The sequence below is a fragment of the Paraburkholderia tagetis genome (genome assembly GCF_022213065.1).
In the GTDB taxonomy this organism is placed as follows: Bacteria; Pseudomonadota; Gammaproteobacteria; order Burkholderiales; family Burkholderiaceae; genus Paraburkholderia; species Paraburkholderia tagetis.
Window position 1 is genome coordinate 76411 of record NZ_JAKLJA010000009.1, and the last position, 21478, is coordinate 97888.

A 21478-nucleotide genomic window follows, 5' to 3' on the forward strand; every position below is an offset into this window, starting at 1 on the left:
ACGGAGGCAGGCGAGATCCCATGGCAGCGAGTACCGGAGTCATCCATTATCTGCAGACGAGCGACGCCGTCACCCACGCTGTGGCGTGGGTGCTGCTGGCCATGTCGATCGCGAGCTGGTGCTTCCTGCTGGTGAAGAGCTGGGTGCTCGTGCGCGCGAAGCGCCAAGGTCCCCGCGCGGTTGCGCAGTTCTGGCAGGCGCGTTCGCTTGCGGACGGCGTGGGCGCGATGCGCGCGCTCGACCGCGAGCGCGTGTTCCTGCCGCTCGCCGAGGCGGCGCTCGCATGCGCCGAGGCCGACACACCGGGTGTGCTGCTCGCGCGCGTGGACCGTGGCGAGCGCGTGCTGCGGGCGTTGCGCGGCGCGCTCCAGGCATCGCAGCGGCGGCTCGAATTCGGGCAGGTGCTGCTCGCTTCGGTGGGCAGCACGGCGCCGTTCGTCGGGCTGCTCGGCACGGTTTGGGGCATCTATCATGCGCTCGGCAGCATCGCGACGAGCGGCCAGGCGATGATCGAGAACGTGGCCGGGCCGGTGGGCGAAGCGCTCATCATGACGGCGTTCGGCCTGGTGGTGGCGATTCCCGCCGTGCTCGCCTACAACGTGCTCGGGCGCCTTGCACGCCAGCTCGGCGACGATCTCGACGGCTTCGCGCACGATCTGCACGCCTGGGCCTGTGCGCCCGAGGGTACGGCGCCGCGTCGCGAGGGTGCGCAAGGCGCGCAGCGCGAAGACGTGCGCGCCGGGTCCTTTTGATTCTTTCGATCCATTCGATCCGCACTGACCCGCCCATCGACTGCACTGACTGACCGGCAACTCGCGAGGAACGACGCACATGGCATTCGGCGGACTCGAGAAGAAACGCGATTCGGCGCCAATGGCCGATATCAACATGACGCCGCTCATCGACGTCATGCTCGTGCTGCTCGTCATCTTCATCATCACCGCGCCGCTCTTCACGCATGCGATCCGGCTCGATCTGCCGCAGGTCGCGGCCGAGCCCGTGCAGCAGACGCCGCAGACCGTCACGCTCTCCATCGACGCCGCAGGCAAACTTTACTGGAATGCCCAGCCTATCTCGCTCGATGAGTTGCGCACGCGCTTCACCGCTGCGGGCAAGGCGCCCGAGGCCCAGCAGCCCGAGCTGCAATTGCGCGCCGCGCGCGAGACGCGCTATGAAGTCATCGCCCAGGTCATGGGTGCCGCGCAGCAGGCGGGGCTTGCGCGCATCGGTTTCGTGACCGAGCCGCCGCCGCCCGGCCAGCATTGAGTGGGTCGAACAACGGTAGCGCAGAGCGCGACCAACTCAACGGTATAATCACCGTTTCCCTGTAAAAAAGCGGCTGCTGAAGCGGCCGCAGCCAGCGAGCGTCGCGCCCGGGCTTGTGTTCGGGCCGCCGCGCACGACCGGCCCGGTGCATCCGGCACCGAACCAGGCAGAATCCGCCCGAATCCGCGTTCCCCATCCACACCATGCTCGAAAAATACGTTCCCTCCGACGTCGAATCCGCCGCGCAAGGCGAATGGCGCGCCAGCGACGCTTACCGGACGGCCGAAACGGCCGACAAGCCCAAGTTCTACTGCGTCTCGATGCTGCCGTATCCGTCGGGCAAGCTGCACATGGGCCACGTGCGGAACTACACGATCAACGACGTGATGTACCGCTATCTGCGCATGAACGGCTACAACACGTTGATGCCGATGGGCTGGGACGCGTTCGGCATGCCCGCCGAGAATGCCGCGATGGCCAACGGCGTGCCGCCGGCGCAGTGGACTTACTCGAACATCGAGTACATGAAGGGCCAGATGCAGTCGATGGGCCTCGCGATCGACTGGTCGCGCGAAATCGCCACCTGCAAGCCCGACTACTACAAGTGGAACCAGTGGTTCTTCCTGAAGATGCTGGAGAAGGGCATCGCCTACAAGAAGACCGGCACGGTGAACTGGGACCCGGTCGATCAAACCGTGCTCGCCAACGAGCAGGTGATCGACGGGCGCGGCTGGCGCTCGGGCGCGCTCGTGGAAAAGCGCGAAATCCCGATGTACTACCTGCGCATCACGCAGTACGCCGATGAACTGCTCAATGACCTCGACGGCCTCGGCTGGCCCGAGCGCGTCAAGATCATGCAGCAGAACTGGATCGGCAAGAGCTTCGGCGTGAATTTCGGCTTCCCGTATGAGATCGACGGCGAGAAGAAGCTGCTGCGCGTGTTCACCACGCGCGCCGACACCATCATGGGCGTGACCTTCTGCGCGATCGCGGCCGAGCACCCGCTCGCCACGCGCCTCGCACAGGACAAGCCGGAGCTGCTGCCGTTCATCGACGAATGCAAGCGCGGCGGCGTGGCCGAAGCAGATATGGCGACGATGGAGAAGAAGGGCGTCGACACGGGCTTCACGGTCACGCACCCGATCACGAACGAGCAGGTGCCGGTGTGGATCGGCAACTACGTGCTGATGAGCTATGGCGAAGGCGCGGTGATGGGTGTGCCGGGCCACGACGAGCGCGACTTTGCGTTCGCGAAGAAGTACGACCTGCCGATCAAGCAGGTGATCGCAGCGGTTGGCGAGACCTACTCGCTCGACGGCTGGCAGGAATGGTATGGCGACAAGGAGCGCGCGGTCTGCGTCAATAGCGGCAAGTTCGACGGCCTGAACTACCAGCAGGCTGTGGACGCAGTCGCGGCCGACCTCAAGGCGCACGGCTACGGCGACAAGCAGGTCACGTGGCGTCTGCGCGACTGGGGCATTTCGCGCCAGCGCTACTGGGGCACGCCGATCCCCATCATCCATTGCCCGAGCTGCGGCGATGTGCCGGTGCCCGAGCAGGATCTGCCGGTCGTGCTGCCCGAAGACCTCGTGCCGGACGGCACGGGCAACCCGCTCGCGAAGTCGGAAGCCTTCCTGAACTGCAAGTGCCCGAAGTGCGGCGCCGCTGCGAAGCGCGAAACCGACACCATGGACACCTTCGTCGACTCGTCGTGGTACTTCTACCGCTACGCGGCGCCGGATGCGAAGACCATGGTCGACGATCGCACCGACCACTGGATGCCGATGGACCAGTACATCGGCGGCATCGAGCACGCGATCCTGCACCTGTTGTATTCGCGCTTCTGGGCGAAGGTGTCGCGCGATCTCGGCCTCGTGAAGTTCGGCGAGCCGGCGAAGAACCTGCTCACGCAGGGCATGGTGCTCAACGAGACGTTCTACCGCGAAGACGCATCGGGCAAGAAGACCTGGTACAACCCGGCTGATGTGACGGTCACGCACGACGACAAGGGCCGCCCGGTCGGCGCGACGCACAATGGCGACGGCCAGCCCGTGGTGCTGGGCGGCGTCGAGAAGATGTCGAAGTCGAAGAACAACGGCGTCGATCCGCAGGTGCTGATCGACCAGTACGGCGCGGATACGGCGCGTCTGTTCACGATGTTCGCGGCACCGCCCGAGCAGCAGCTCGAATGGTCCGGCGCGGGCGTGGAGGGCGCGAGCCGCTTCCTGCGCCGCGTGTGGACGTTCGGCTATGCGAACGCCGAAGCGATTCAGTCGCGCGCGTCGTTCGACGCAGCCGCGCTTTCGGACGTCGAGAAGACGGTGCGCCGCGAAGTCTATGGCGTGCTCAAGCAGGCCGACTTCGATTATCAGCGTCTGCAGTACAACACCGTCGTTTCGGCGGCGATGAAGATGCTCAACGCGATCGAAGGCGCCAAGGGCGCCGGCGCGGGCGTGCAGCGCGAGACCTTCGGCGTGCTGCTGCGCGTGCTGTATCCGGTCGTGCCGCACCTCACGTTCGAGCTCTGGAAGGCGCTCGGCTACGCCGACGAATTCGGCACGCTGCTCGATGCCCCTTGGCCCAAGGTCGACGAAAAGGCGCTGGAGCAGGCCGAGATCGAACTCGTGCTGCAGGTGAATGGCAAGGTGCGCGGCGCCGTCACGGTGGCCAAGGATGCGGGCAAGGACGTGATCGAAGCGGCCGCGCTCGCCCACGAGATGTTCGCGAAGTTCGCCGAAGGGCGCGCGCCGAAGAAGATCATCGTCGTGCCGGGCCGTCTCGTGAACGTCGTGGTCTGACATGACGTGCTGGCGGCGGAGCATGATCGACGCATCGTGCGCCGCCGCCGTTCTGAACCAGGGAGTCCAGGTGATTCGCAGATCGTTCCTGTTACTGGCGGGCAGCGCGCTGATGCTTTCGGCGTGCGGGTTCCAGCTGCGTGGCGAGCAGAACTACGCGTTCAAGCGCCTTGCCGTCGTTGGCGCGTCGCCGCCCGTGACGGCGCGTCTCACGCGCATGGTCGAAGGCGGCAGCGATTCGGTCGTGGTCGACTCGACGACCAATGCCGACGCCGTGCTGCGCGTGAGCGAGTCGCGCAGCTTCAGCACGCTCACGCTGAACTCGCTCGGCGTGGTCGAGGAATATCAGGTCAACTATTCGCTGAACTACACGCTCACGGCGCCGGACGGCTCGCCGCTGATCCAGCCGAGCTCGATCGCGCTGAACCGCGCGATGACCTATAGCGACCAGTACTCGACCGCGAAGGTCTCCGAATCCGATCTGCTCTTCGCCGACATGCAGAATGATGCCGTCGATCAGCTTACGCGCCGTCTCGCGGTTTTGAAGACCCTGCATCCCACGCCGGCCCAGGTCGTGCCGGGCGTCGCGCCTCGCGCGCCGCTGCCGCCGCCGCCGCTGTGATGCGCGTCTCGTCTTTCTTCTAAAGCGCGCCTCATGCAACTGCGACTGGACGCACTCGAGCCGCACCTCGCCAAAGGCATGGCGGGCCTGTACGTCGTCTACGGCGACGAGCATCTGCTCGCCCAGGAAGCGTGCGACCGCATTCGTGCGAGCGCGCGCGCCGCGGGCTTCACCGACCGCTCGGTGTTCACCGTCGAGCGCGGATTCGACTGGAGTGCGCTGCTCGGCGCGAGCCAGTCGATGTCGCTCTTCGGCGACCGCCAACTGGTGGAGCTGCGTATCCCGTCCGGCAAGCCCGGCAAGGAAGGCGCGGATGCGCTGAAGACGCTCGCCGCATCGGCGAAAGCGGCCGCGAATCCCGACGTGCTTACGCTCATCGCGCTGCCGCGTCTCGACGCGGCCACGCAAAAGTCCGCGTGGTTCACGGCGCTGGCGGACAGCGGCGTGGCGATCAAGATCGATCCGGTCGAGCGCGCGGCGCTGCCGAACTGGATCGGGCAGCGCCTGGCGCTTCAGGGGCAACGCGTCGCGCCCGGCGAAGACGGTCGGCGCGCGCTGCAATTCGTTGCGGAGCGCGTGGAAGGCAACCTGCTCGCGGCGCATCAGGAAATCCAGAAGCTCGGGCTGCTGTACCCCCAAGGCGTGCTGAACTTCGAGCAGATTCACGACGCTGTGCTCAATGTCGCGCGCTACGACGTCTTCAAGCTCAACGAAGCAATGCTCACCGGCGACGTCGGGCGTCTCGCGCGCATGCTCGATGGGCTGGAGGGCGAAGGCGAGGCTTCCGTGCTGGTGTTGTGGGCAGTGGTCGAGGAAGTCCGCACGCTGCTGCGCATCAAGCGCGGCGTGGCGGCGGGCAAGCCGCTCGCAATGCTGCTGCGCGAGAACCGCGTTTGGGGGCCGCGCGAGCGGCTCATCGGCCCCGCGCTCTCGCGGCTTACCGAGGCGACGCTCGAGCGCGGTCTCGCGCTCGCGGCGCGGCTCGATCGGCAAGTGAAAGGGCTTTCGGGGCAATCGCGCGCCGACTGGCGCAATGCGTTGCCGCCCGATGCCTGGGACGGCTTGTTCGAACTGGCGATGACGGTTGCTGCGCCGCGCGACACCGGTGCGCCGGCACGGTCGGCCCCGCCCGCGCGTGGCGCGGCGGCGGGGCGCGCGCAACCAGGCAGCCCAGCCGCGGCAGCGGCCGCAGCCGCCTCACGACCGCGCACCGCAGGGCCGGGGCGCAGGCCAGGCTAGTTGTGCTGGCCGGGCTTACCGCTCCGGCACCTGCAATCGGCTTCGTTCGGGCTATGGGTGTCACGCGCTGTCTGCGGCGCCCGAGCGGCGCCGGCTCCAGGGCGCGCGAAGCAAAGCCCGCCCGCTGGCTTTAAAATCGACCTAACCTGAACCGCGCAGCATCGGACCGCTTCGACCGGGCGCGCCGCATCACGACAGAAACCATGGATATCGACCAGTACATGACCGACCTCGGCCGCCGTGCTCGCAAGGCTTCGCGCGCGATGGCCCGAGCCTCGACGGCCGCAAAGAACGCCGCGCTCGAAGCTGTTGCGCAGGCGATCGAACGCGAGACCCAGCACCTGAAGGACGCCAACGCCCGCGACCTCGCGCGCGCGAAGGAGAAGGGCCACGACGCGGCGTTCATCGACCGCCTCACGCTCTCGGACAAGGCGCTCAAGACCATGGTGGAAGGCTTGCGCCAGGTGATGGCGCTGCCCGACCCGATCGGCGAAATCAGCAACCTCAAGTTCCGCCCGAGCGGTATCCAGGTCGGCCAGATGCGCGTGCCGCTGGGTGTGATCGGCATCATCTACGAATCGCGCCCGAACGTGACCATCGACGCGGCGGCGCTATGTTTGAAGTCGGGCAACGCCACCATTTTGCGCGGCGGCTCCGAGGCGCTCGAGTGCAACACGGCGCTCGCGAAGCTGATCGGCGAGGGGCTTGCAGCGGCCGGCCTGCCGCAGGACGCGGTGCAGGTGGTGGAAACCGCCGACCGCGCGGCGGTGGGCAAGCTCATCACCATGACGGAGTTCGTGGACGTGATCGTGCCGCGCGGCGGCAAGAGCCTGATCGAGCGCCTGATGGCCGAAGCGCGCGTGCCGATGATCAAGCACCTCGACGGCATCTGCCACGTCTACGTGGACGACCGAGCCGATCTCGCGAAGGCGCTCACCGTCTGCGACAACGCCAAGACGCACCGCTACGGCACCTGCAACACGATGGAGACGCTGCTGGTCGCGCGCGGCATCGCGCGCGAGGTGCTGCCGCCGCTTGGCCGGCTCTACCGCGACAAGGACGTGGAGTTGCGCGTGGACGCAGCCGCGCGCGCGATTCTCGCGGACGCGAACGTCGCCCCGCTCGTGGATGCCACCGAAGAAGACTGGCGCACCGAGTACCTCGCGCCGGTGCTGGCGGTCAAGATCGTCGAGAACCTCGACCAGGCCGTCGAGCATATCAATCACTATGGCTCGCATCACACTGACGCCATCGTCACCGAAGACCACGATCGCGCGATGCGCTTCCTGCGCGAAGTAGATTCGGCCAGCGTGATGGTGAACGCCTCGACGCGTTTTGCCGACGGCTTCGAGTTCGGCCTTGGCGCGGAAATTGGCATCTCCAACGACAAGCTGCATGCGCGCGGCCCGGTCGGCCTGGAAGGGCTGACCTCGCTCAAATACGTCGTGCTGGGCCACGGCGAAGGGCGGCAATAGTCGTCGAGCCCGATTCGAGCCGATTCGAGCCGACCGGTGCGCGTGCCCCCAAGGGTGCGCGCATTTCCCGCACGCCGTCCCCGCACGCCGTTTCCACAATTCGTACGCCGATAACAACAAGGATCGCCGATGCTCTGGGTCAAGACGTTTCACATCGTTCTGATTGCCTCGTGGTTCGCTGGCCTGTTCTACCTGCCGCGCATCTTCGTGAATCTCGCGATGGAGACCGAACCCGCGGCCACCCAGCGCCTGCTCATCATGGCGCGCAAGCTCTACCGCTTCATGACGATGATCGCCGTGCCCGCGCTGCTGTGCGGGCTGTGGTTGTGGCTCGTGGTGGGGATCGGGCGCGGGCAAGGATGGATCCACGCGAAAGTGGGCGTGGTGGTGCTGCTCATCGCCTATCACGCGTATTGCGGGCGTCTGCTCAAGACCTTCGAGCGTGGCGAGAACCGCCGCTCCGACAAGTGGTATCGCATGTTCAACGAGCTACCGGTGCTCGGCATGCTGGCTGCGGTGGCGCTCGTCGTCATCAAGCCTTTCTGACGCTCGCCCCTTTTCTTCCTCTCCCACTTCTTCCTTGACGGGCAGCATCAGATGCTGCCCGATTCCTTGCGGCGCATGCGTGCCCCGACGACGCGCCAGCCGTCCTCTCGTTTCATGAAAACATCGGCAAAGCGGTATTCGACCGGCTTGAAGCCCTGCGCGGGCGTATAGCGGTTGATGCCGGTGACGACGGCCAGATCGCCGAGCACCTGAACGCGTACGTCTTCCAGCACCTGTGAGCCGCCCGGCGGAAGTGCGGCAGCGGCGAGCAAATCGCGTTTCGATCGATGCACGCCATTAGGCAGGACTTCAAAGAATTTATCGTCCAGCAGATCGTTGAGCATGGAGCGGTCGCCGGTGGCGGCCGCCTGGGTCCATTGGTGTTCGAGAACTTGCAGATGGACCGCTTCGCTCGTAACGGGACTGCTGGGGACGGCGGCAAAGACAGCGCTGGCTGTCACGCAAGCGGCGGCGAGGGCGAACAGATGTTTCATGACGTTTCCTGGGTTGATCCGGCGAACCGGGCGGCTCGCAAAGACGGGAAACGATCGAATGATCGCCGGCGATGGCCGGCTAAAGAGGCGTTGAGCGCGAAGACCGCGCGATACGCGGGATGTTGTGTCCGCGTTTCCCGACATCAAAAGTGTATTTATCTGACGGATCGCCAGATATAGGACGAGTCTCAAAAGCGAAGAGGCAGTTCACGTGGTCAATGCGCAACACGAAGCGATATGTGGCATTACGCCGCAATTTTAAGATGAGTGGAGGGGCTAATTGTATGGGTAAGTGAGGCGCTCTCCTCTGGAGAAATGTCTGAATTTGAAAGCATCAAATCCATTAGGCGTGGAAGATTCTTATTTTTATTTTTAAAAATAAGAATCTGTAGGTTTATTTCTGACAAATTTCCTGTTTTTACTGTATTCAAGGTGGCGTTAATTGGCTTGAGGTGTGATGGTTTCTCAGTTAAATCTGTAGTACTTTGGTTTGGTTGTTATTCAACTATTAGGCGTGCCTGGGGCGATTTGTCAGGATCTTTGAGTGTGTCAGGGGCCTTTGCTTCGAGCCAATCAGCACTTTTTTCATGGCCTCTTTCTTTGGGAGTTTTCTTATATTCGCTGTTTTTCATGGTTAATAGAGTTACGCCTTGTTAATACCCTTGCGTATTGAGTGTGACTGAAAATTCTCAGTTAATTCTGACGGCATTGGCTTTCATGGTTTAACTGGAAGGACATATAGGTCAGTGAATTTTCAGGCTCAAGGGAATTGCATTGGAGCGGCTTGTGAATCCGCTCGTAACGCGTCTGCGTGAAATGTGCAGGCGCCGGTTGAGATCCCGTCTTTAATCAAGGTAAGGCAGAGAATGAACAAGACATATCGATCAATCTGGAATGAGTCCACGGGGACGTGGGTTGCTGTGCAGGAAAACGCCGCGTCACGGAGCAAGCGCTCATCGAAGCCGATTGTTTTGGCCACCAGTGCGATGGGAATTGCGACTGGTCTGCTGTCGGCGTCCGCGTTTTCCGCAACAGCCGGGACCGTCGGGCAGGGCGGCCTGGAAATCTGCTCGGGGGCGAAGGGCTACGCCTGGGGCTCGTCGGGTGGCAGCGAGGCGTTGGATTGCTCGACGGATGGCAAGGGCACGAGCGACGGGCTGGCCTTCTCCTTGAATAATGCCGGCGACACCAACGGCGGCTACGGATTTGGCGCCTCGACGGCGCAGGTTGCCGGCTATCAAAACGGTCAGCTCGACATCAAGGGAACGAACATCATGGTCGACGGACCTACGACGTTCCACGATGTCGTCACCATGAGCAACCAGAAGATCGTGCAACTCGCCTCAGGGGAAGTCTCGGCGGTCAGCGCGGACGCCATCAACGGTTCGCAGCTCTACGGCTCGGTCGAGAGCGTGGCAAAGAACTTCGGCGGCGGCGCAGCCATCGCGCCGAACGGCGCCATGACCTCGCCTTCTTACGCGCTGTCCGGCTCCACCTATAACGATGTGGGATCGGCACTGGCGGCATTGAGCGGCGAGTCCGGCAATGCGGTCCATTACGACTCTTCGGCACATACCGAGGTGACGTTGGGTGGCGCCGGCGCGACGGCGCCGGTAGCGCTGCACAACGTGGCGGCGGGTGCCGTGAACGCTAACAGTACCGATGCGGTGAACGGCGCGCAGCTCTACAGCGTGAACGATACGGTCACGAACATCGACAACAGCGTCGTCAAGATTCATAACACGCTGACCACGTCTGGCTGGGGCGCCCAGGCAACGTCGTCGAATCCGACCGGTTATACCTATGGCGGCTTCATCATGGACGCCAAGGGCAACGTAAGCAACCCGTCCGTCCTCTATGTGCCGAACACCATTGGTACGGCGAATTCGCAGATCGTTCTCGATCCGGGCCACGGTAACAGTGCCTACTTCGTGAACGGCGATCGTACTCAAGGCCTTCTGCCGAAGGGCACGGTCATCAGCAACGTTGCAGACGGCGTTCAGGATACCGATGCGACCAATGTTGGCCAGGTGGCGGAGATGATCGCGTCGCAAATACCTGGTGGCCTGGTGCAGGCGCCACGGCGGCTCATGGCCACGCGGCTGGGTGCTTCGCCGTCTGGGTCTGGCGTCGATCTCTCGACTGCAGACGGGCTGCCGTATAAGACTGCGGCGTATTACTCGCAGGTGCGAGGTACCGGAAATGCATCCGGTTCGACGTCGCCGACCGACGTGGCGCGTGCGAACGCCGCCGGCAGCATTGCCATCGGCTCGAATACGGAAGCGGACGGCGGCGGGAGCACGGCAGTGGGCGTCCAGTCGCTCACGACGGCGAACGATACAGTGGCGCTGGGCTCCGGCTCGGTCGCCAACGTGGCGAACACCGTGTCGGTGGGCAGTGACGGCACGGCCAGGCGCCTGGTGGTCAACCCCGACGGCAGCACAACAACGGTTCAGAGTCAGGCCAATACGCGCCGTATCGTGAACATGGCAGCGGGCCAGGGCGATACCGACGCGGTTAATGTGTCTCAGCTCAAAGGCATAACGAGCGCGCTGGGCGGTGGTGCCGCCGTGAATGCCGATGGCTCGATCGCCGCACCGACCTATGCCGTGGCGGGTGGCACGTATTCGGACGTAGGGACCGCGCTGAACGCGATGGACACGACCACGTCCGCCGGATTGGCCAATGCAGTGTCGTATGACACGTCGGCACACGACAAGGTGACGCTGGGCGGCACCGATGCAAGCTCACCGGTGAAGTTGACGAACGTGGCTGACGGCGCGCTGAGCGCATCGAGCACGGATGCAGTAAACGGTGCGCAACTGTTCGCCACGAACGAGAACGTGTCGAACCTCGCAGGCTCGGTGACCACGATCCAGGGCGACATCACGAACATCAACGGTCAGTTGGCCGATGCCGTGAAGTACGACTCGTCGGCGCACGACGCGATTACGCTGGGTGGCGAAGGCACAACTTCGGCGGTGGCGCTGCACAACGTGGCGGAAGGTGCGCTGAGCGCATCGAGCACGGATGCAGTAAACGGTGCGCAGCTGTTCGCGACGAACGAGAACGTGTCGAACCTCGCAGGCTCAGTGACCACGATCCAGGGCGACATCACGAACATCAGCGGTCAGTTGGTCGATGCCGTGAAGTACGATTCGTCGGCGCACGACGCAATTACGCTGGGTGGCGAAGGTGCAACTTCGGCGGTGGCGCTGCACAACGTGGCGGAAGGTGCGCTGAGCGCATCGAGCACGGATGCGGTAAACGGTGCGCAGCTGTTCGCCACGAACCAGAATGTGTCGAACCTCGCAGGCGATGTAACCAACATCGCGGGCGACGTCACGAATCTGGCGGGCAAGGTAGCCGACGCGGTGATATATGACACGTCGGCGCACAACTCTGTAACGTTGGGTGGTTCCGGCGCAACCACGCCGGTAGCCCTGCATAACGTTGCAGCGGGTGTGACGGCCAATGACGCAGTGAACGTGAGCCAGTTGACCTCTGCCGGCTTCAAGGTGGATTCGTCGACGGGTGCCGTGCTGAACAAGGCGGTCACATTCGACGAAGGATCGATTGCGTCGGGCTCGCCGACCGTTACGCTGGAACCGGGCACCGGCAATAGCGTCTACTACCGCAACAGTAACCGTAATGACGGTTTTCTGCCTAAGGGAACGGTCATCAGTAACGTTGCAAGCGGCATTCAGGACACGGATGCAGCCAACGTTGGTCAGGTGTGGGACATCTTGAACGGGCAGGACAACAGCCAGGCCAACGCCAGGGTGATGATGCCGCAGTTGCTCATGTCGTCTCGCACACTCCTTGGCGCATCGTCGGGGTCGGGTGTCGATCTTTCGACTGCCAATGGAGCACCTTACAAGACAGCAGCCTATTACTCGCAGGTTCGTGGCACGGGTAACGCATCCGGCTCGACGTCGCCGACCGACGTGGCGCGTGCGAACGGTGCTGGCAGTATCGCCATTGGCTCGAACACGGAGGCGGACGGTGGCGGTAGCACGGCAGTGGGTATCCAGTCGCTGGCGACCGCGAACGACTCGGTCGCTTTGGGCTCCGGCTCTGTGGCGAACCTGGCAAATACGGTGTCGATGGGCAGTGACGGCACGGCCACGCGTACGGTGGTCAATCCGGATAACACTACAACCACGGTACAGAGTCAGGCCAATACGCGGCGCGTCGTGAACATGTCGGCGGGCCAGGCCGATACCGATGCGGTGAACGTTTCGCAGATCAAGGGCATAACGAATGCGCTGGGCGGTGGCGCTGGCGTGAACGCAGATGGTTCGATTGCGGCGCCGAACTATGGCGTTGCAGGCACCAGCTATTCGGACGTGGGCTCGGCGCTCGCGGCGCTGGACGCGAAGCAAGGTGGCTCCCCAGACGCAGTGATTTACGACACCGCGACACATGACACGCTTACGCTGGGCGGCACAAAAGCCACGGCGCGTGTTGCGTTGAAGAATGTCGCGAACGGTGTGAGCACGTATGACGCGGTGAACGTGGCGCAGCTCCAGGCGATGGGCGCGAACGTCGACAGCTCGGGCAACGTGACGAACGCGTTTGTTGCGTACGACGACACGTCGAAGGGCTCGGTGACGTTCGGCGGCAAGGGCTCGACCGCGCCGGTAGCGCTGCACAACGTGGCGAACGGTTCGGTAGCCAATGACGCGGTGAACGTGGCGCAGCTCCAGGCGATGGGCGCGAACGTCGACAGCTCGGGCAACGTGACGAATGCGTTCGTTGCGTACGACGACACGTCGAAGGGGGCGGTAACGCTCGGCGGCAAGGGCTCGACTGTGCCGGTCGCGCTGCACAACGTTGCGGCAGGTACGGTGAGCGCGGCGAGCTACGATGCCGTGAACGGTTCGCAGCTCTACGGTCTGGCCTCGAGCACGGCAACTGCGCTGGGCGGCTCGACCGTCGTGAATGCGAATGGCACCATCAGCGCGCCGAGCTATGACCTTTCGGGCACGACTTACCACGACGTTGGGACGGCGCTTTCGGCGGTCATGGACGTCGCGAAGGGGGGCAGTCCGGATGCGGTGGTATATGACACGCCGTCACACAGCAAGATCACGCTGGGCGGTGCCAACACCACTAGCGGTCCTGTTCAACTGACGAATCTCGCGAACGCCACGCAGGCGAGCGACGCCGTGAATCTTGCGCAGCTTCAGGCGATGGGCGGGACTGTCGACAGCTCGGGCAACGTAACGAATGCGTTCGTTGCATACGACGACACGTCGAAGGGCTCGGTGACGTTCGGCGGCAAGGGCTCGACCGCGCCGGTAGCGCTGCACAACGTGGCGAACGGTTCGGTAGCCAACGACGCGGTGAACGTGGCGCAGCTCCAGGCGATGGGCGCGAACGTTGACAGCTCGGGCAACGTGACGAACGCGTTTGTTGCGTACGACGACACGTCGAAGGGTGCGGTGACGCTCGGCGGCAAGGGTTCGACCACGGCCGTAGCGCTGCACAACGTGGCAAATGCGACGGTAGCCAACGACGCGGTGAACCTCGCGCAGCTCCAGGCAATGGGCGCGAACGTTGACAGCTCGGGCAACGTGACGAATGCGTTCGTTGCGTACGACGACACGTCGAAGGGCTCGGTGACGTTTGGCGGCAAGGGCTCGACTGTGCCGGTCGCACTGCACAACGTCGCGGCAGGTACGGTGAGCGACGCGAGCTTCGACGCAGTGAACGGCTCGCAGCTTTACGGCTTGGCCAGCTCGACGGCCACCGCGCTTGGTGGCAAGACGAAGGTCAACGCGGATGGCACGATTACCGCGCCTACCTATGTCGTGGAGGGCAGTTCGTACAACGACGTTGGCTCTGCGCTCGACGCAATCGCAGCTGTCGCGACTGGCGGTTCGGTCGACGCAGTGATGTACGATTCGGGCAAGCACAACATGATCACGCTTGGCGGCGTCAACGGCACCGTCGGCCCGGTCAAGCTGACGAATCTCGCGAACGCCTCGGAAGCGAGCGACGCTGTGAACCTCGCACAGCTCGAAGCGATGGGTGCGAACGTCGACAGCTCGGGCAACGTGACGAATTCGTTCGTCGCGTACGACGACACATCGAAGAGTTCGGTGACGTTCGGCGGCGCGGGTGCGACTTCGGGTGTTGTGCTGCATAACGTGGCGGCCGGCGCGCAGGATCTGGACGCCGTCAACGTCGCGCAGTTGAAGGCCGCTGGCCTGAATGTCGACACCTCGGGCAATGTGTTGAATGCCTTCGTGGCCTACGACGACACGTCGAAGTCGTCGATCACGCTGGGCGGCGCGGGTTCGACCATGCCGGTCGCCATCCACAACGTGGCGAACGGTGCGGCGGCCAACGACGCGGTGAACGTTGCGCAGCTCCAGGCAATGGGTGCAAACGTCGACAGCTCCGGCAACGTGACGAATTCGTTCATCGCGTATGACGACTCCACGAAGAGTTCCGTCACCTTCGGCGGTATCGGCTCGACCACGCCGGTCAAGCTGCACAACGTCGCGGCGGGTGCCGTCACGGCAAGCAGCACCGATGCAGTCAACGGCGCGCAGCTGTACAACGTCGCGTCGAGCACGGCCAGCTCGTTGGGCGGTGGTTCGACGGTCAATGCCGACGGTTCGATCTCGGCGCCGACCTTCACGATCGGCGGCGACACGTACAACAATGTGGGTGGCGCACTTACGGGCCTTGATGGCCGCGTGACGAACATCGAGAACACGGTGACCAACATCGCGGGCTCGGTGGCCAATGCGGTCCAGTATGACTCGTCGGCACATGACAAGATCACGCTGGGCGGTACGGACGCTTCGACGGCGGTCAAGCTGACCAACCTGCAGGATGGCGAACTTTCGGGCAGCAGCACGGACGCCGTCACGGGCGCACAGTTGTACGCGACGAACGTGGAGGTCTCGAACCTGAACCAGGCGATTCAGAACATCAACATCAACGGTTCTGAATACATGTCGACCAACACGACGAACGGCCCGGCTTCGGCCACGGGCTCCAACTCGATCGCGGCGGGCGGCGGCGCAACGGCTTCGGGTGCGAACTCGACGGCAATGGGTGACAAGGCCGCGGCTACGGCTGACAACTCGGTTGCGCTGGGTGCGAACTCGGTTGCCGATCAGGCGAACACGGTGTCCGTCGGTTCCACGGGTAACGAGCGTCGGATCACCAACGTTGCGAACGGCGTGGCTCCGACCGACGCGGCGAACATGGGGCAGTTGCAGAGCGGCATGAATCAGCTGCAGAGCGGCATGAACTCCGTGGCGCGTAACGCATACGGCGGCGTCGCGGCGGCAACGGCGCTGACGATGATTCCTGATGTGGACCAGAACAAGACCATTGCGATTGGTGTGGGCACGGCCAACTTCAAGGGCTATCAGGCGGCGGCAATCGGGGCATCGGCTCGCATCACCCAGAACATCAAGGTGAAGCTGGGCGGTGGTTACGCATCGGGTGGCGGCGCTACCTACGGTGGCGGTATGTCGTACCAGTGGTAAGCGCCTGATGACGGAGGCGGCGCAGTCTGGCCGTTTCCGTGCACGTTTTGCCATTCATCGTTCAGTTCTCGCAGCTTGAACGCAAAGCGGACTCCCTCGGGAGTCCGCTTTTTTCATTGACGATTCGTTTCGCGTGCGCCGAATCGGCGCGACGCGTTTAGCTGTTCGCGTCCAGCCTCCGTCGCGCGATGATGTCCTTCGCGCTGGAGAGTTTTTCTGCCAGCGCAGGGCCGCGCTGCAGCGCCACGCCCACCGCAAGGATGTCGCCTATCGCGAGATGCGAGGTGCGCGAGGTCATCGGCGAGAAAATGTCGGTGTCTTCGTCGACGTTCGCGTGCAGGCCCACGCTCGCGAGGCGCGCGAGCGGCGACGTGCCGTGCGTGATTGCGATCACTTTCGCGCCCCGGCTGAGCGCTGTTTGCGCTGCATCCACGACGTCGCGCGTACGCCCGGTATTCGAGATGGCGACGACCACGTCGCCCGGCCCGAGCAGCGCCGCCGACATCAGGAACGTGTGCGGGTCCGAATAGGCGATGCTCGGCATGCCGAGCCGAAAGAACTTGTGCTGCATGTCCTGGGCCGCGATGCCCGAACCTCCCGCGCCGTAGAACTCGATGCGCGATGCCTTGGCGAGCAGGTCGATGGCGGCGCCGAGCGCGTCCGTGGAGAGGTTGTTGCGCACCTGCACGAGTGCTCCGATCGTCCGGTCGAGCACCTTTGCGGCGACGCCGGGTACCGGCTCGTCCGGACGCACGTCGCGGTAGACAGCGGGCATCTCCGTGGGCAGGTCGGCGGCCACGGCCTGGGCGAGGCGGATCTTGAATTCGCGAAAGCCCGAGAACCCGAGCGCGTGGCAGAAGCGCGCGATGGTCGGCTGGCTTACGCCTGCGCGCTGGGCGACCTCGGTCATCGAAAGGTCGAGCAGTTCGCGCGGCGCTTCGACGATGTAATCGGCGAGCTTGCGCTCGGACGGGCGCAATTGTTCGCGTATGGCCTTCACTTGGGACAGCAGCATCGGAAAACTCGCACTATGCTGAAAGATCCGTGGACTATAGCGGATCGATGGATATGTACAAAAACTACAAGAATCGGCGAAAAGATGCAAGGCGGGTTTGGTCCGGGCAAGTGCTGATGCTGTAAACGCGGGATTATTCAGCGTTCGCATGATTCGATTCCTGGGCAAGGCTGGGATTGCTAGCTTGTAGTTTTTCTACTAACATCGCTCCATCGCTGACCGGATCGCGCGATGCGTCCCCGAGCGTCCCGCGAGATAAAAATGGAAGGAGATTCGATGGTTTCCCCGCATTCGCAGTTGATGAAGGTCACGCAGCGCGTGATCGAGCGCAGCAAGCCAACGCGCGAGGCCTATCTCGCGCGCATCGCGGCGGCGCAGGACCGTTTCCCGGCGCGCGGCGCGCTTTCGTGCGCGAATCTCGCTCACGGCTTCGCCGGTCTCGAGGGGCGCGACAAGATTGCCATCAAGGCGATCCGCGAGCCGAACATCGGCATCGTCTCGTCCTATAACGAGATGCTTTCGGCTCACGCGCCGTATAAGGATTTCCCCGACATCATCAAGAAGGCGGCCCGCGACGTCGGCGGCGTCGCGCAGTTCGCCGGCGGCGTGCCCGCGATGTGCGACGGCGTCACGCAAGGCAATGCCGGCATGGAGCTGTCGCTGTTCTCGCGCGAAGTGATCGCGATGAGCACGGCGGTCGCGCTCACGCACAACATGTTCGATGCGGCGCTGTGCCTGGGTGTGTGCGACAAGATCGTGCCGGGGCTGTTGATCGGCGCGCTGCAATTCGGCCATCTGCCCACGATTTTCGTGCCCGCCGGTCCGATGACGAGCGGCATCTCGAACGACGACAAGGCCAAGGTGCGCCAGAAGTTCGCGACCGGTCAGTGCGATCGCGAGGCGCTGCTCGAATCCGAGGCGGCTGCGTACCACGGCCACGGCACCTGCACGTTCTACGGCACGGCCAACAGCAACCAGATGCTGATGGAGGTCATGGGCCTGCACCTGCCGGGCTCGGCGTTCATCCATCCGCACACGCCGCTGCGCGACGAACTCACCGCCGCGGCTGCGCGCCGCGTGCTCGAGCTCACCGTGGAGCGTGGCAACTACACGCCGATCGGCCATGTGGTCGACGAGAAGGCCGTGATTAACGGCATCGTCGCGCTGATGGCGACGGGCGGCTCGACCAACCATACGCTGCACCTCGTGGCGATGGCGCGCGCGGCGGGCATCATCATCGACTGGAACGATTTCGACGAGCTTTCGGCTACGGTGCCGCTGCTCGCGCGCGTCTATCCGAACGGCAAGGCCGACGTGAACCATTTCCACGCGGCGGGCGGCATTGCCTTCCTCGTGCGCGAGCTGCTCGATGGCGGTCTGCTTCACGAAGATGTGAAGACGGTGGCGGGCGAGGGCCTGCGTCACTACACCGAAGAGCCGAAGCTGCTCGACGGCAAGCTCACGTGGGTGCCGGCGGTCGAGAAGAGCGCCGATACGGCCGTGCTGCGCCCGCTTCCCGAGCCGTTCCAGCCGGACGGTGGCCTGCGTCTGATGCAAGGCCGTATTGGCCGCGGCGTCATCAAGATTTCGGCGGTGGCGCCTGATCATCGCCTGGTGCGCGCGCCGGCCGTGGTGTTCGATTCGCAGGAAGCCGTGCAGGAAGCGTTCGATCGCGGCGAGCTCGAGCGCGATTTCGTGGCCGTCGTGCGCTTCCAGGGCGCGCGCGCCAACGGCATGCCGGAGCTGCACCGTCTCACGCCGCTGCTCGGTGTGCTGCAGGACAAGGGCTTCCACGTGGCGCTCGTGACCGACGGGCGCATGTCGGGTGCGTCCGGCAAGGTGCCGGCCGTGATCCACGTCTCGCCGGAAACGCTGCTGCACGGGCCGATCGGCAAGGTGCGCGACGGCGACATCGTCGTGATCGATGCGGTCGCCGGCGTGCTGGACATCGAAGTGGATGAGGCGGAGTGGAGCGCGCGTCCGGTCGCGCAGCCCGCGCATCAGGAAAGCAACGAAGTGGGCTTCGGCCGCGAGCTGTTCGGTGTTTTGCGCGCCGCAGCGGCGCCGGCGGAGCTGGGCGCGTCGGTGTTCGGTCCGCTCGTCGGCGAAGTGCCGGCCACGCCTGCCGCTGTGGGCGCCGCTGCGTCTGCCGCACAAACGACGAACTGAACGACGCAATTGCGCGCCGTAACTGAGTGACGCAACTGAGTGACGCAACTGCGCGCCAAACTGAATTCATCATCAAGGAGCCTGATCATGGCAACAAGCACGGTGGCCGACATTGTCCGCCTCGGCCCGGTGATCCCGGTGCTGGCATTCGAGACGTCCGAGCAGGGCGAGAACGTTTCGCGCGCGCTGCACGCGGGCGGAGTGAAGGTGCTGGAGATCACGCTGCGCACGGCGGCCGGCCTCGAGGCGATCGAGCGCGCCGCGCAGATCGCGCCGGACATCGTCGTCGGCGTGGGCACGATCACCAAGCCTGAGCACTGCGCACTCGCGAAGAAGGCTGGCGCGCAGTTCGGCGTTTCGCCGGGCCTCACGCGCGAGATTCATCAGGCGTCGCTCGATGCCGGCCTGCCGCTGCTGCCCGGTGTCATGACGCCGACGGACATCATCGTGGCGATGGAGCTCGGCTACGAGATCGTCAAGTTCTTCCCGGCGGTGCCGGCCGGCGGCCTCAACATGCTGCAGGCCTTTCATGGCCCGTTCCCGACGCTCAAGTTCTGCCCCACCGGCGGCATTACCGCCGAATCCGCGACCAACTTCCTCGCGCTGCCCAACGTGGTCTGCGTGGGCGGTTCGTGGCTCACGCCGAAGGCGGCGCTCGCCGCCCAGGACTGGGCCGAAGTGACGCGTCTCGCGCGTGCCGCGAGCGAACTGGCGCGCCCGGTGCGCTGAGGTCGTCTGAAGTCGCATGTTGTACCGGTACTGCGGGCGTTCGCGCCCTGATTTTTCATGACACATCCACGAGCCGCGCAGGCTGTGCCCCTTGGGGCGCGTCGCCTGCGCGGCTCGTTTGTCTTTCGCTCGTTTTTCAGGCGCACGGCGCCGAAAATCGCTATAACGTCTACAAACCCGGCCCTCGATAGCCGGGCCCTTCCGCACGGCCGCGGAAGGACAATGAACAACTAACTGGAGAAGAGCCTCATGGGAGTGGCCCACGGCAGCACGCTGCTGATTTATGCGGTCGTCGCGATCGCTGCGCTGATCTTCATGATCACGCGCTGGAAGGTCTATCCGTTCCTCGTCCTGATCATCGTTTCGCTGTTGCTCGGCCTTGCCGCCGGCATACCGATGGATCAGATCGTCAAATCGTTCGAAACCGGCAACGGCAACACGCTCGGCCACATCGCCGTCGTGGTGGGCCTCGGCACCATGCTCGGCAAGATGATGGCGGAATCGGGCGGCGCCGAGCGCGTCGCCACGACGCTCATCCGCTGGTTCGGCGAGAAGAACATCCACTGGGCGATGATGTTCGTCGCGATCATCGTGGGCTTGCCGGTGTTCTTCGAGGTCGGCTTCGTGTTGCTGATTCCGATCGCGTTCAACGTCGCCAAGCGCACCGGCAAATCGCTGCTGCTCGTCGGCTTGCCGATGGTGGCGGGCCTGTCCGTCGTGCACGGCCTGATTCCGCCGCACCCGGCCGCGCTGCTCGCGGTGCAGGCGTATCACGCCGACATCGGCAAGACCATCGCTTATGGCCTGATCGTCGGGATTCCGACCGCGATCGTCGCGGGTCCGCTCTTTGCGCTGCTGATTCACCGCACGGTCAAGCTGCCCGAGAATAATCCGCTCGCGGCGCAGTTCATCGGCGACCTGAAGCTCAAGGACGATCATGAGCTGCCCAGCTTCGGCGTCACGCTTTTCACGATCCTGCTGCCCGTGATCCTGATGCTGGTCGGCAGTTGGGCGGACCTCGTGTTCACGCCGAAGTCGTTGCCGAGCAATCTGCTGCACTTCGTCGGCACTTCGGACGTCGCGCTGCTGATTGCCGTGCTGGTCAGCTTCTGGACCTTCGGCGCGCAACGTGGCTTCAATCGCGCGCAAATCCAGAAGTTCTGCGGTGACTGCCTTGCACCGATCGCGGGCATCACGCTGATCGTGGGCGCGGGCGGCGGCTTCGGCCGCGTGCTGATGGACGGCGGCATTTCGAAGGAGATTGTCTCCGTGGCGCAGTCGGCGCATCTTTCGCCGCTGCTGTTCGGCTGGTTCGTCGCGGCGCTGATCCGTCTCGCGACCGGCTCGGCCACGGTCGCCATGACCACGGCTTGCGGCATCGTCGCACCGGTTGCGGCCGCGAGCGGCGCGGCAGTGAGCCCCGAGTTGCTCGTGCTCGCGACGGGCTCGGGCTCGCTGATTTTTTCGCACGTCAACGACGGCGGCTTCTGGCTGATCAAGGAATACTTCGGCATGACCGTCGGCCAGACGTTCAAGACCTGGTCGCTCTGCGAGACCATTATTTCGCTGATGGGTCTCGGGCTGACGTTTGCTCTCGCGACTGTGGTGTAA

Annotated in this window: 13 protein-coding genes and 1 pseudogene; 12 read left to right on the forward strand and 2 right to left on the reverse strand. The window is 64.2% G+C overall.

Going from position 1 to position 21478, the window contains the following annotated elements:
* Positions 1–20: 20 nt before the first annotated feature.
* From L5014_RS13735 to L5014_RS13765, 7 genes are all read left to right on the forward strand, one after another.
* Complete coding sequence (locus tag L5014_RS13735) at positions 21–752, forward strand: MotA/TolQ/ExbB proton channel family protein (protein ID WP_238464293.1); 732 nt, start codon at positions 21–23, stop codon at positions 750–752.
* Positions 753–831: 79 nt separating this feature from the next.
* The gene (locus tag L5014_RS13740) at positions 832–1266 is read left to right on the forward strand and encodes an ExbD/TolR family protein (RefSeq protein ID WP_238464294.1); all 435 of its coding nucleotides are present in this window, start codon (positions 832–834) and stop codon (positions 1264–1266) included.
* Between the two features lie 203 nt (positions 1267–1469).
* Positions 1470–4064, forward strand: a complete 2595-nt coding sequence (gene leuS / locus L5014_RS13745; protein ID WP_238464295.1) for a leucine--tRNA ligase — start codon at positions 1470–1472, stop codon at positions 4062–4064.
* 70 nt (positions 4065–4134) lie between these two features.
* Positions 4135–4686 (forward strand): LPS-assembly lipoprotein LptE, encoded by a 552-nt coding sequence (locus L5014_RS13750; RefSeq protein WP_238464395.1) that lies wholly within the window; start codon positions 4135–4137, stop codon positions 4684–4686.
* A gap of 33 nt (positions 4687–4719) precedes the next feature.
* A complete protein-coding gene (gene holA / locus L5014_RS13755; RefSeq protein WP_238464296.1) occupies positions 4720–5925 on the forward strand; it encodes a DNA polymerase III subunit delta in 1206 nt (401 codons plus the stop codon).
* Positions 5926–6128: 203 nt separating this feature from the next.
* Complete coding sequence (locus L5014_RS13760) at positions 6129–7400, forward strand: glutamate-5-semialdehyde dehydrogenase (RefSeq protein WP_238464297.1); 1272 nt, start codon at positions 6129–6131, stop codon at positions 7398–7400.
* 129 nt (positions 7401–7529) lie between these two features.
* Positions 7530–7946, forward strand: coding sequence for a CopD family protein (locus L5014_RS13765; protein ID WP_238464298.1), 417 nt, complete (start codon positions 7530–7532; stop codon positions 7944–7946).
* Positions 7947–7993: 47 nt separating this feature from the next.
* On the opposite strand, the gene L5014_RS13770 is transcribed toward L5014_RS13765, so the two are convergent.
* Entirely contained in the window at positions 7994–8440 is a 447-nt protein-coding gene (locus L5014_RS13770; RefSeq protein ID WP_238464299.1) for a nuclear transport factor 2 family protein, read from the reverse strand.
* Between the two features lie 866 nt (positions 8441–9306).
* Here L5014_RS13770 and L5014_RS39010 point away from each other — a divergent pair.
* Both L5014_RS39010 and L5014_RS13775 read left to right on the forward strand, forming a co-directional pair.
* A pseudogene (locus L5014_RS39010) lies at positions 9307–9423 on the forward strand (ESPR domain-containing protein); the annotation flags it as partial.
* A gap of 3 nt (positions 9424–9426) precedes the next feature.
* Positions 9427–15954 (forward strand): YadA-like family protein, encoded by a 6528-nt coding sequence (locus L5014_RS13775; RefSeq protein WP_238464300.1) that lies wholly within the window; start codon positions 9427–9429, stop codon positions 15952–15954.
* Between the two features lie 157 nt (positions 15955–16111).
* Here L5014_RS13775 and L5014_RS13780 read toward each other — a convergent pair whose 3' ends face one another.
* Positions 16112–16969, reverse strand: a complete 858-nt coding sequence (locus L5014_RS13780) for a MurR/RpiR family transcriptional regulator (RefSeq protein ID WP_238464301.1) — start codon at positions 16967–16969, stop codon at positions 16112–16114.
* A 276-nt stretch (positions 16970–17245) separates the two neighbouring features.
* Between L5014_RS13780 and edd the strand changes: the two genes are divergently transcribed.
* The 3 genes from edd to L5014_RS13795 all read left to right on the forward strand — a co-directional run bounded on the left by edd (position 17246) and on the right by L5014_RS13795 (position 21478).
* Positions 17246–19138 carry a phosphogluconate dehydratase gene (gene edd, locus L5014_RS13785; protein ID WP_238464302.1) on the forward strand — a complete coding sequence of 631 codons (1893 nt, stop codon included), beginning with the start codon at positions 17246–17248 and terminating at the stop codon, positions 19136–19138.
* Positions 19139–19225: 87 nt separating this feature from the next.
* Positions 19226–19867 carry a bifunctional 4-hydroxy-2-oxoglutarate aldolase/2-dehydro-3-deoxy-phosphogluconate aldolase gene (gene eda / locus L5014_RS13790; protein WP_238464303.1) on the forward strand — a complete coding sequence of 214 codons (642 nt, stop codon included), beginning with the start codon at positions 19226–19228 and terminating at the stop codon, positions 19865–19867.
* Between the two features lie 249 nt (positions 19868–20116).
* A complete protein-coding gene (locus tag L5014_RS13795; protein WP_238464304.1) occupies positions 20117–21478 on the forward strand; it encodes a GntT/GntP/DsdX family permease in 1362 nt (453 codons plus the stop codon).

Coding starts and splice junctions, on each gene's coding strand:
- L5014_RS13735 (WP_238464293.1), top strand. CDS start 21: ATGGCAGCGAGTACCGGAGTCATCCATTATCTGCAGACGAGCGACGCC.
- L5014_RS13740 (WP_238464294.1), top strand. CDS start 832: ATGGCATTCGGCGGACTCGAGAAGAAACGCGATTCGGCGCCAATGGCC.
- leuS (WP_238464295.1), top strand. CDS start 1,470: ATGCTCGAAAAATACGTTCCCTCCGACGTCGAATCCGCCGCGCAAGGC.
- holA (WP_238464296.1), top strand. CDS start 4,720: ATGCAACTGCGACTGGACGCACTCGAGCCGCACCTCGCCAAAGGCATG.
- L5014_RS13760 (WP_238464297.1), top strand. CDS start 6,129: ATGGATATCGACCAGTACATGACCGACCTCGGCCGCCGTGCTCGCAAG.
- L5014_RS13765 (WP_238464298.1), top strand. CDS start 7,530: ATGCTCTGGGTCAAGACGTTTCACATCGTTCTGATTGCCTCGTGGTTC.
- L5014_RS13770 (WP_238464299.1), bottom strand. CDS start 8,440: ATGAAACATCTGTTCGCCCTCGCCGCCGCTTGCGTGACAGCCAGCGCT.
- L5014_RS13775 (WP_238464300.1), top strand. CDS start 9,427: ATGGGAATTGCGACTGGTCTGCTGTCGGCGTCCGCGTTTTCCGCAACA.
- L5014_RS13780 (WP_238464301.1), bottom strand. CDS start 16,969: ATGCTGCTGTCCCAAGTGAAGGCCATACGCGAACAATTGCGCCCGTCC.
- edd (WP_238464302.1), top strand. CDS start 17,246: ATGGTTTCCCCGCATTCGCAGTTGATGAAGGTCACGCAGCGCGTGATC.
- eda (WP_238464303.1), top strand. CDS start 19,226: ATGGCAACAAGCACGGTGGCCGACATTGTCCGCCTCGGCCCGGTGATC.
- L5014_RS13795 (WP_238464304.1), top strand. CDS start 20,117: ATGGGAGTGGCCCACGGCAGCACGCTGCTGATTTATGCGGTCGTCGCG.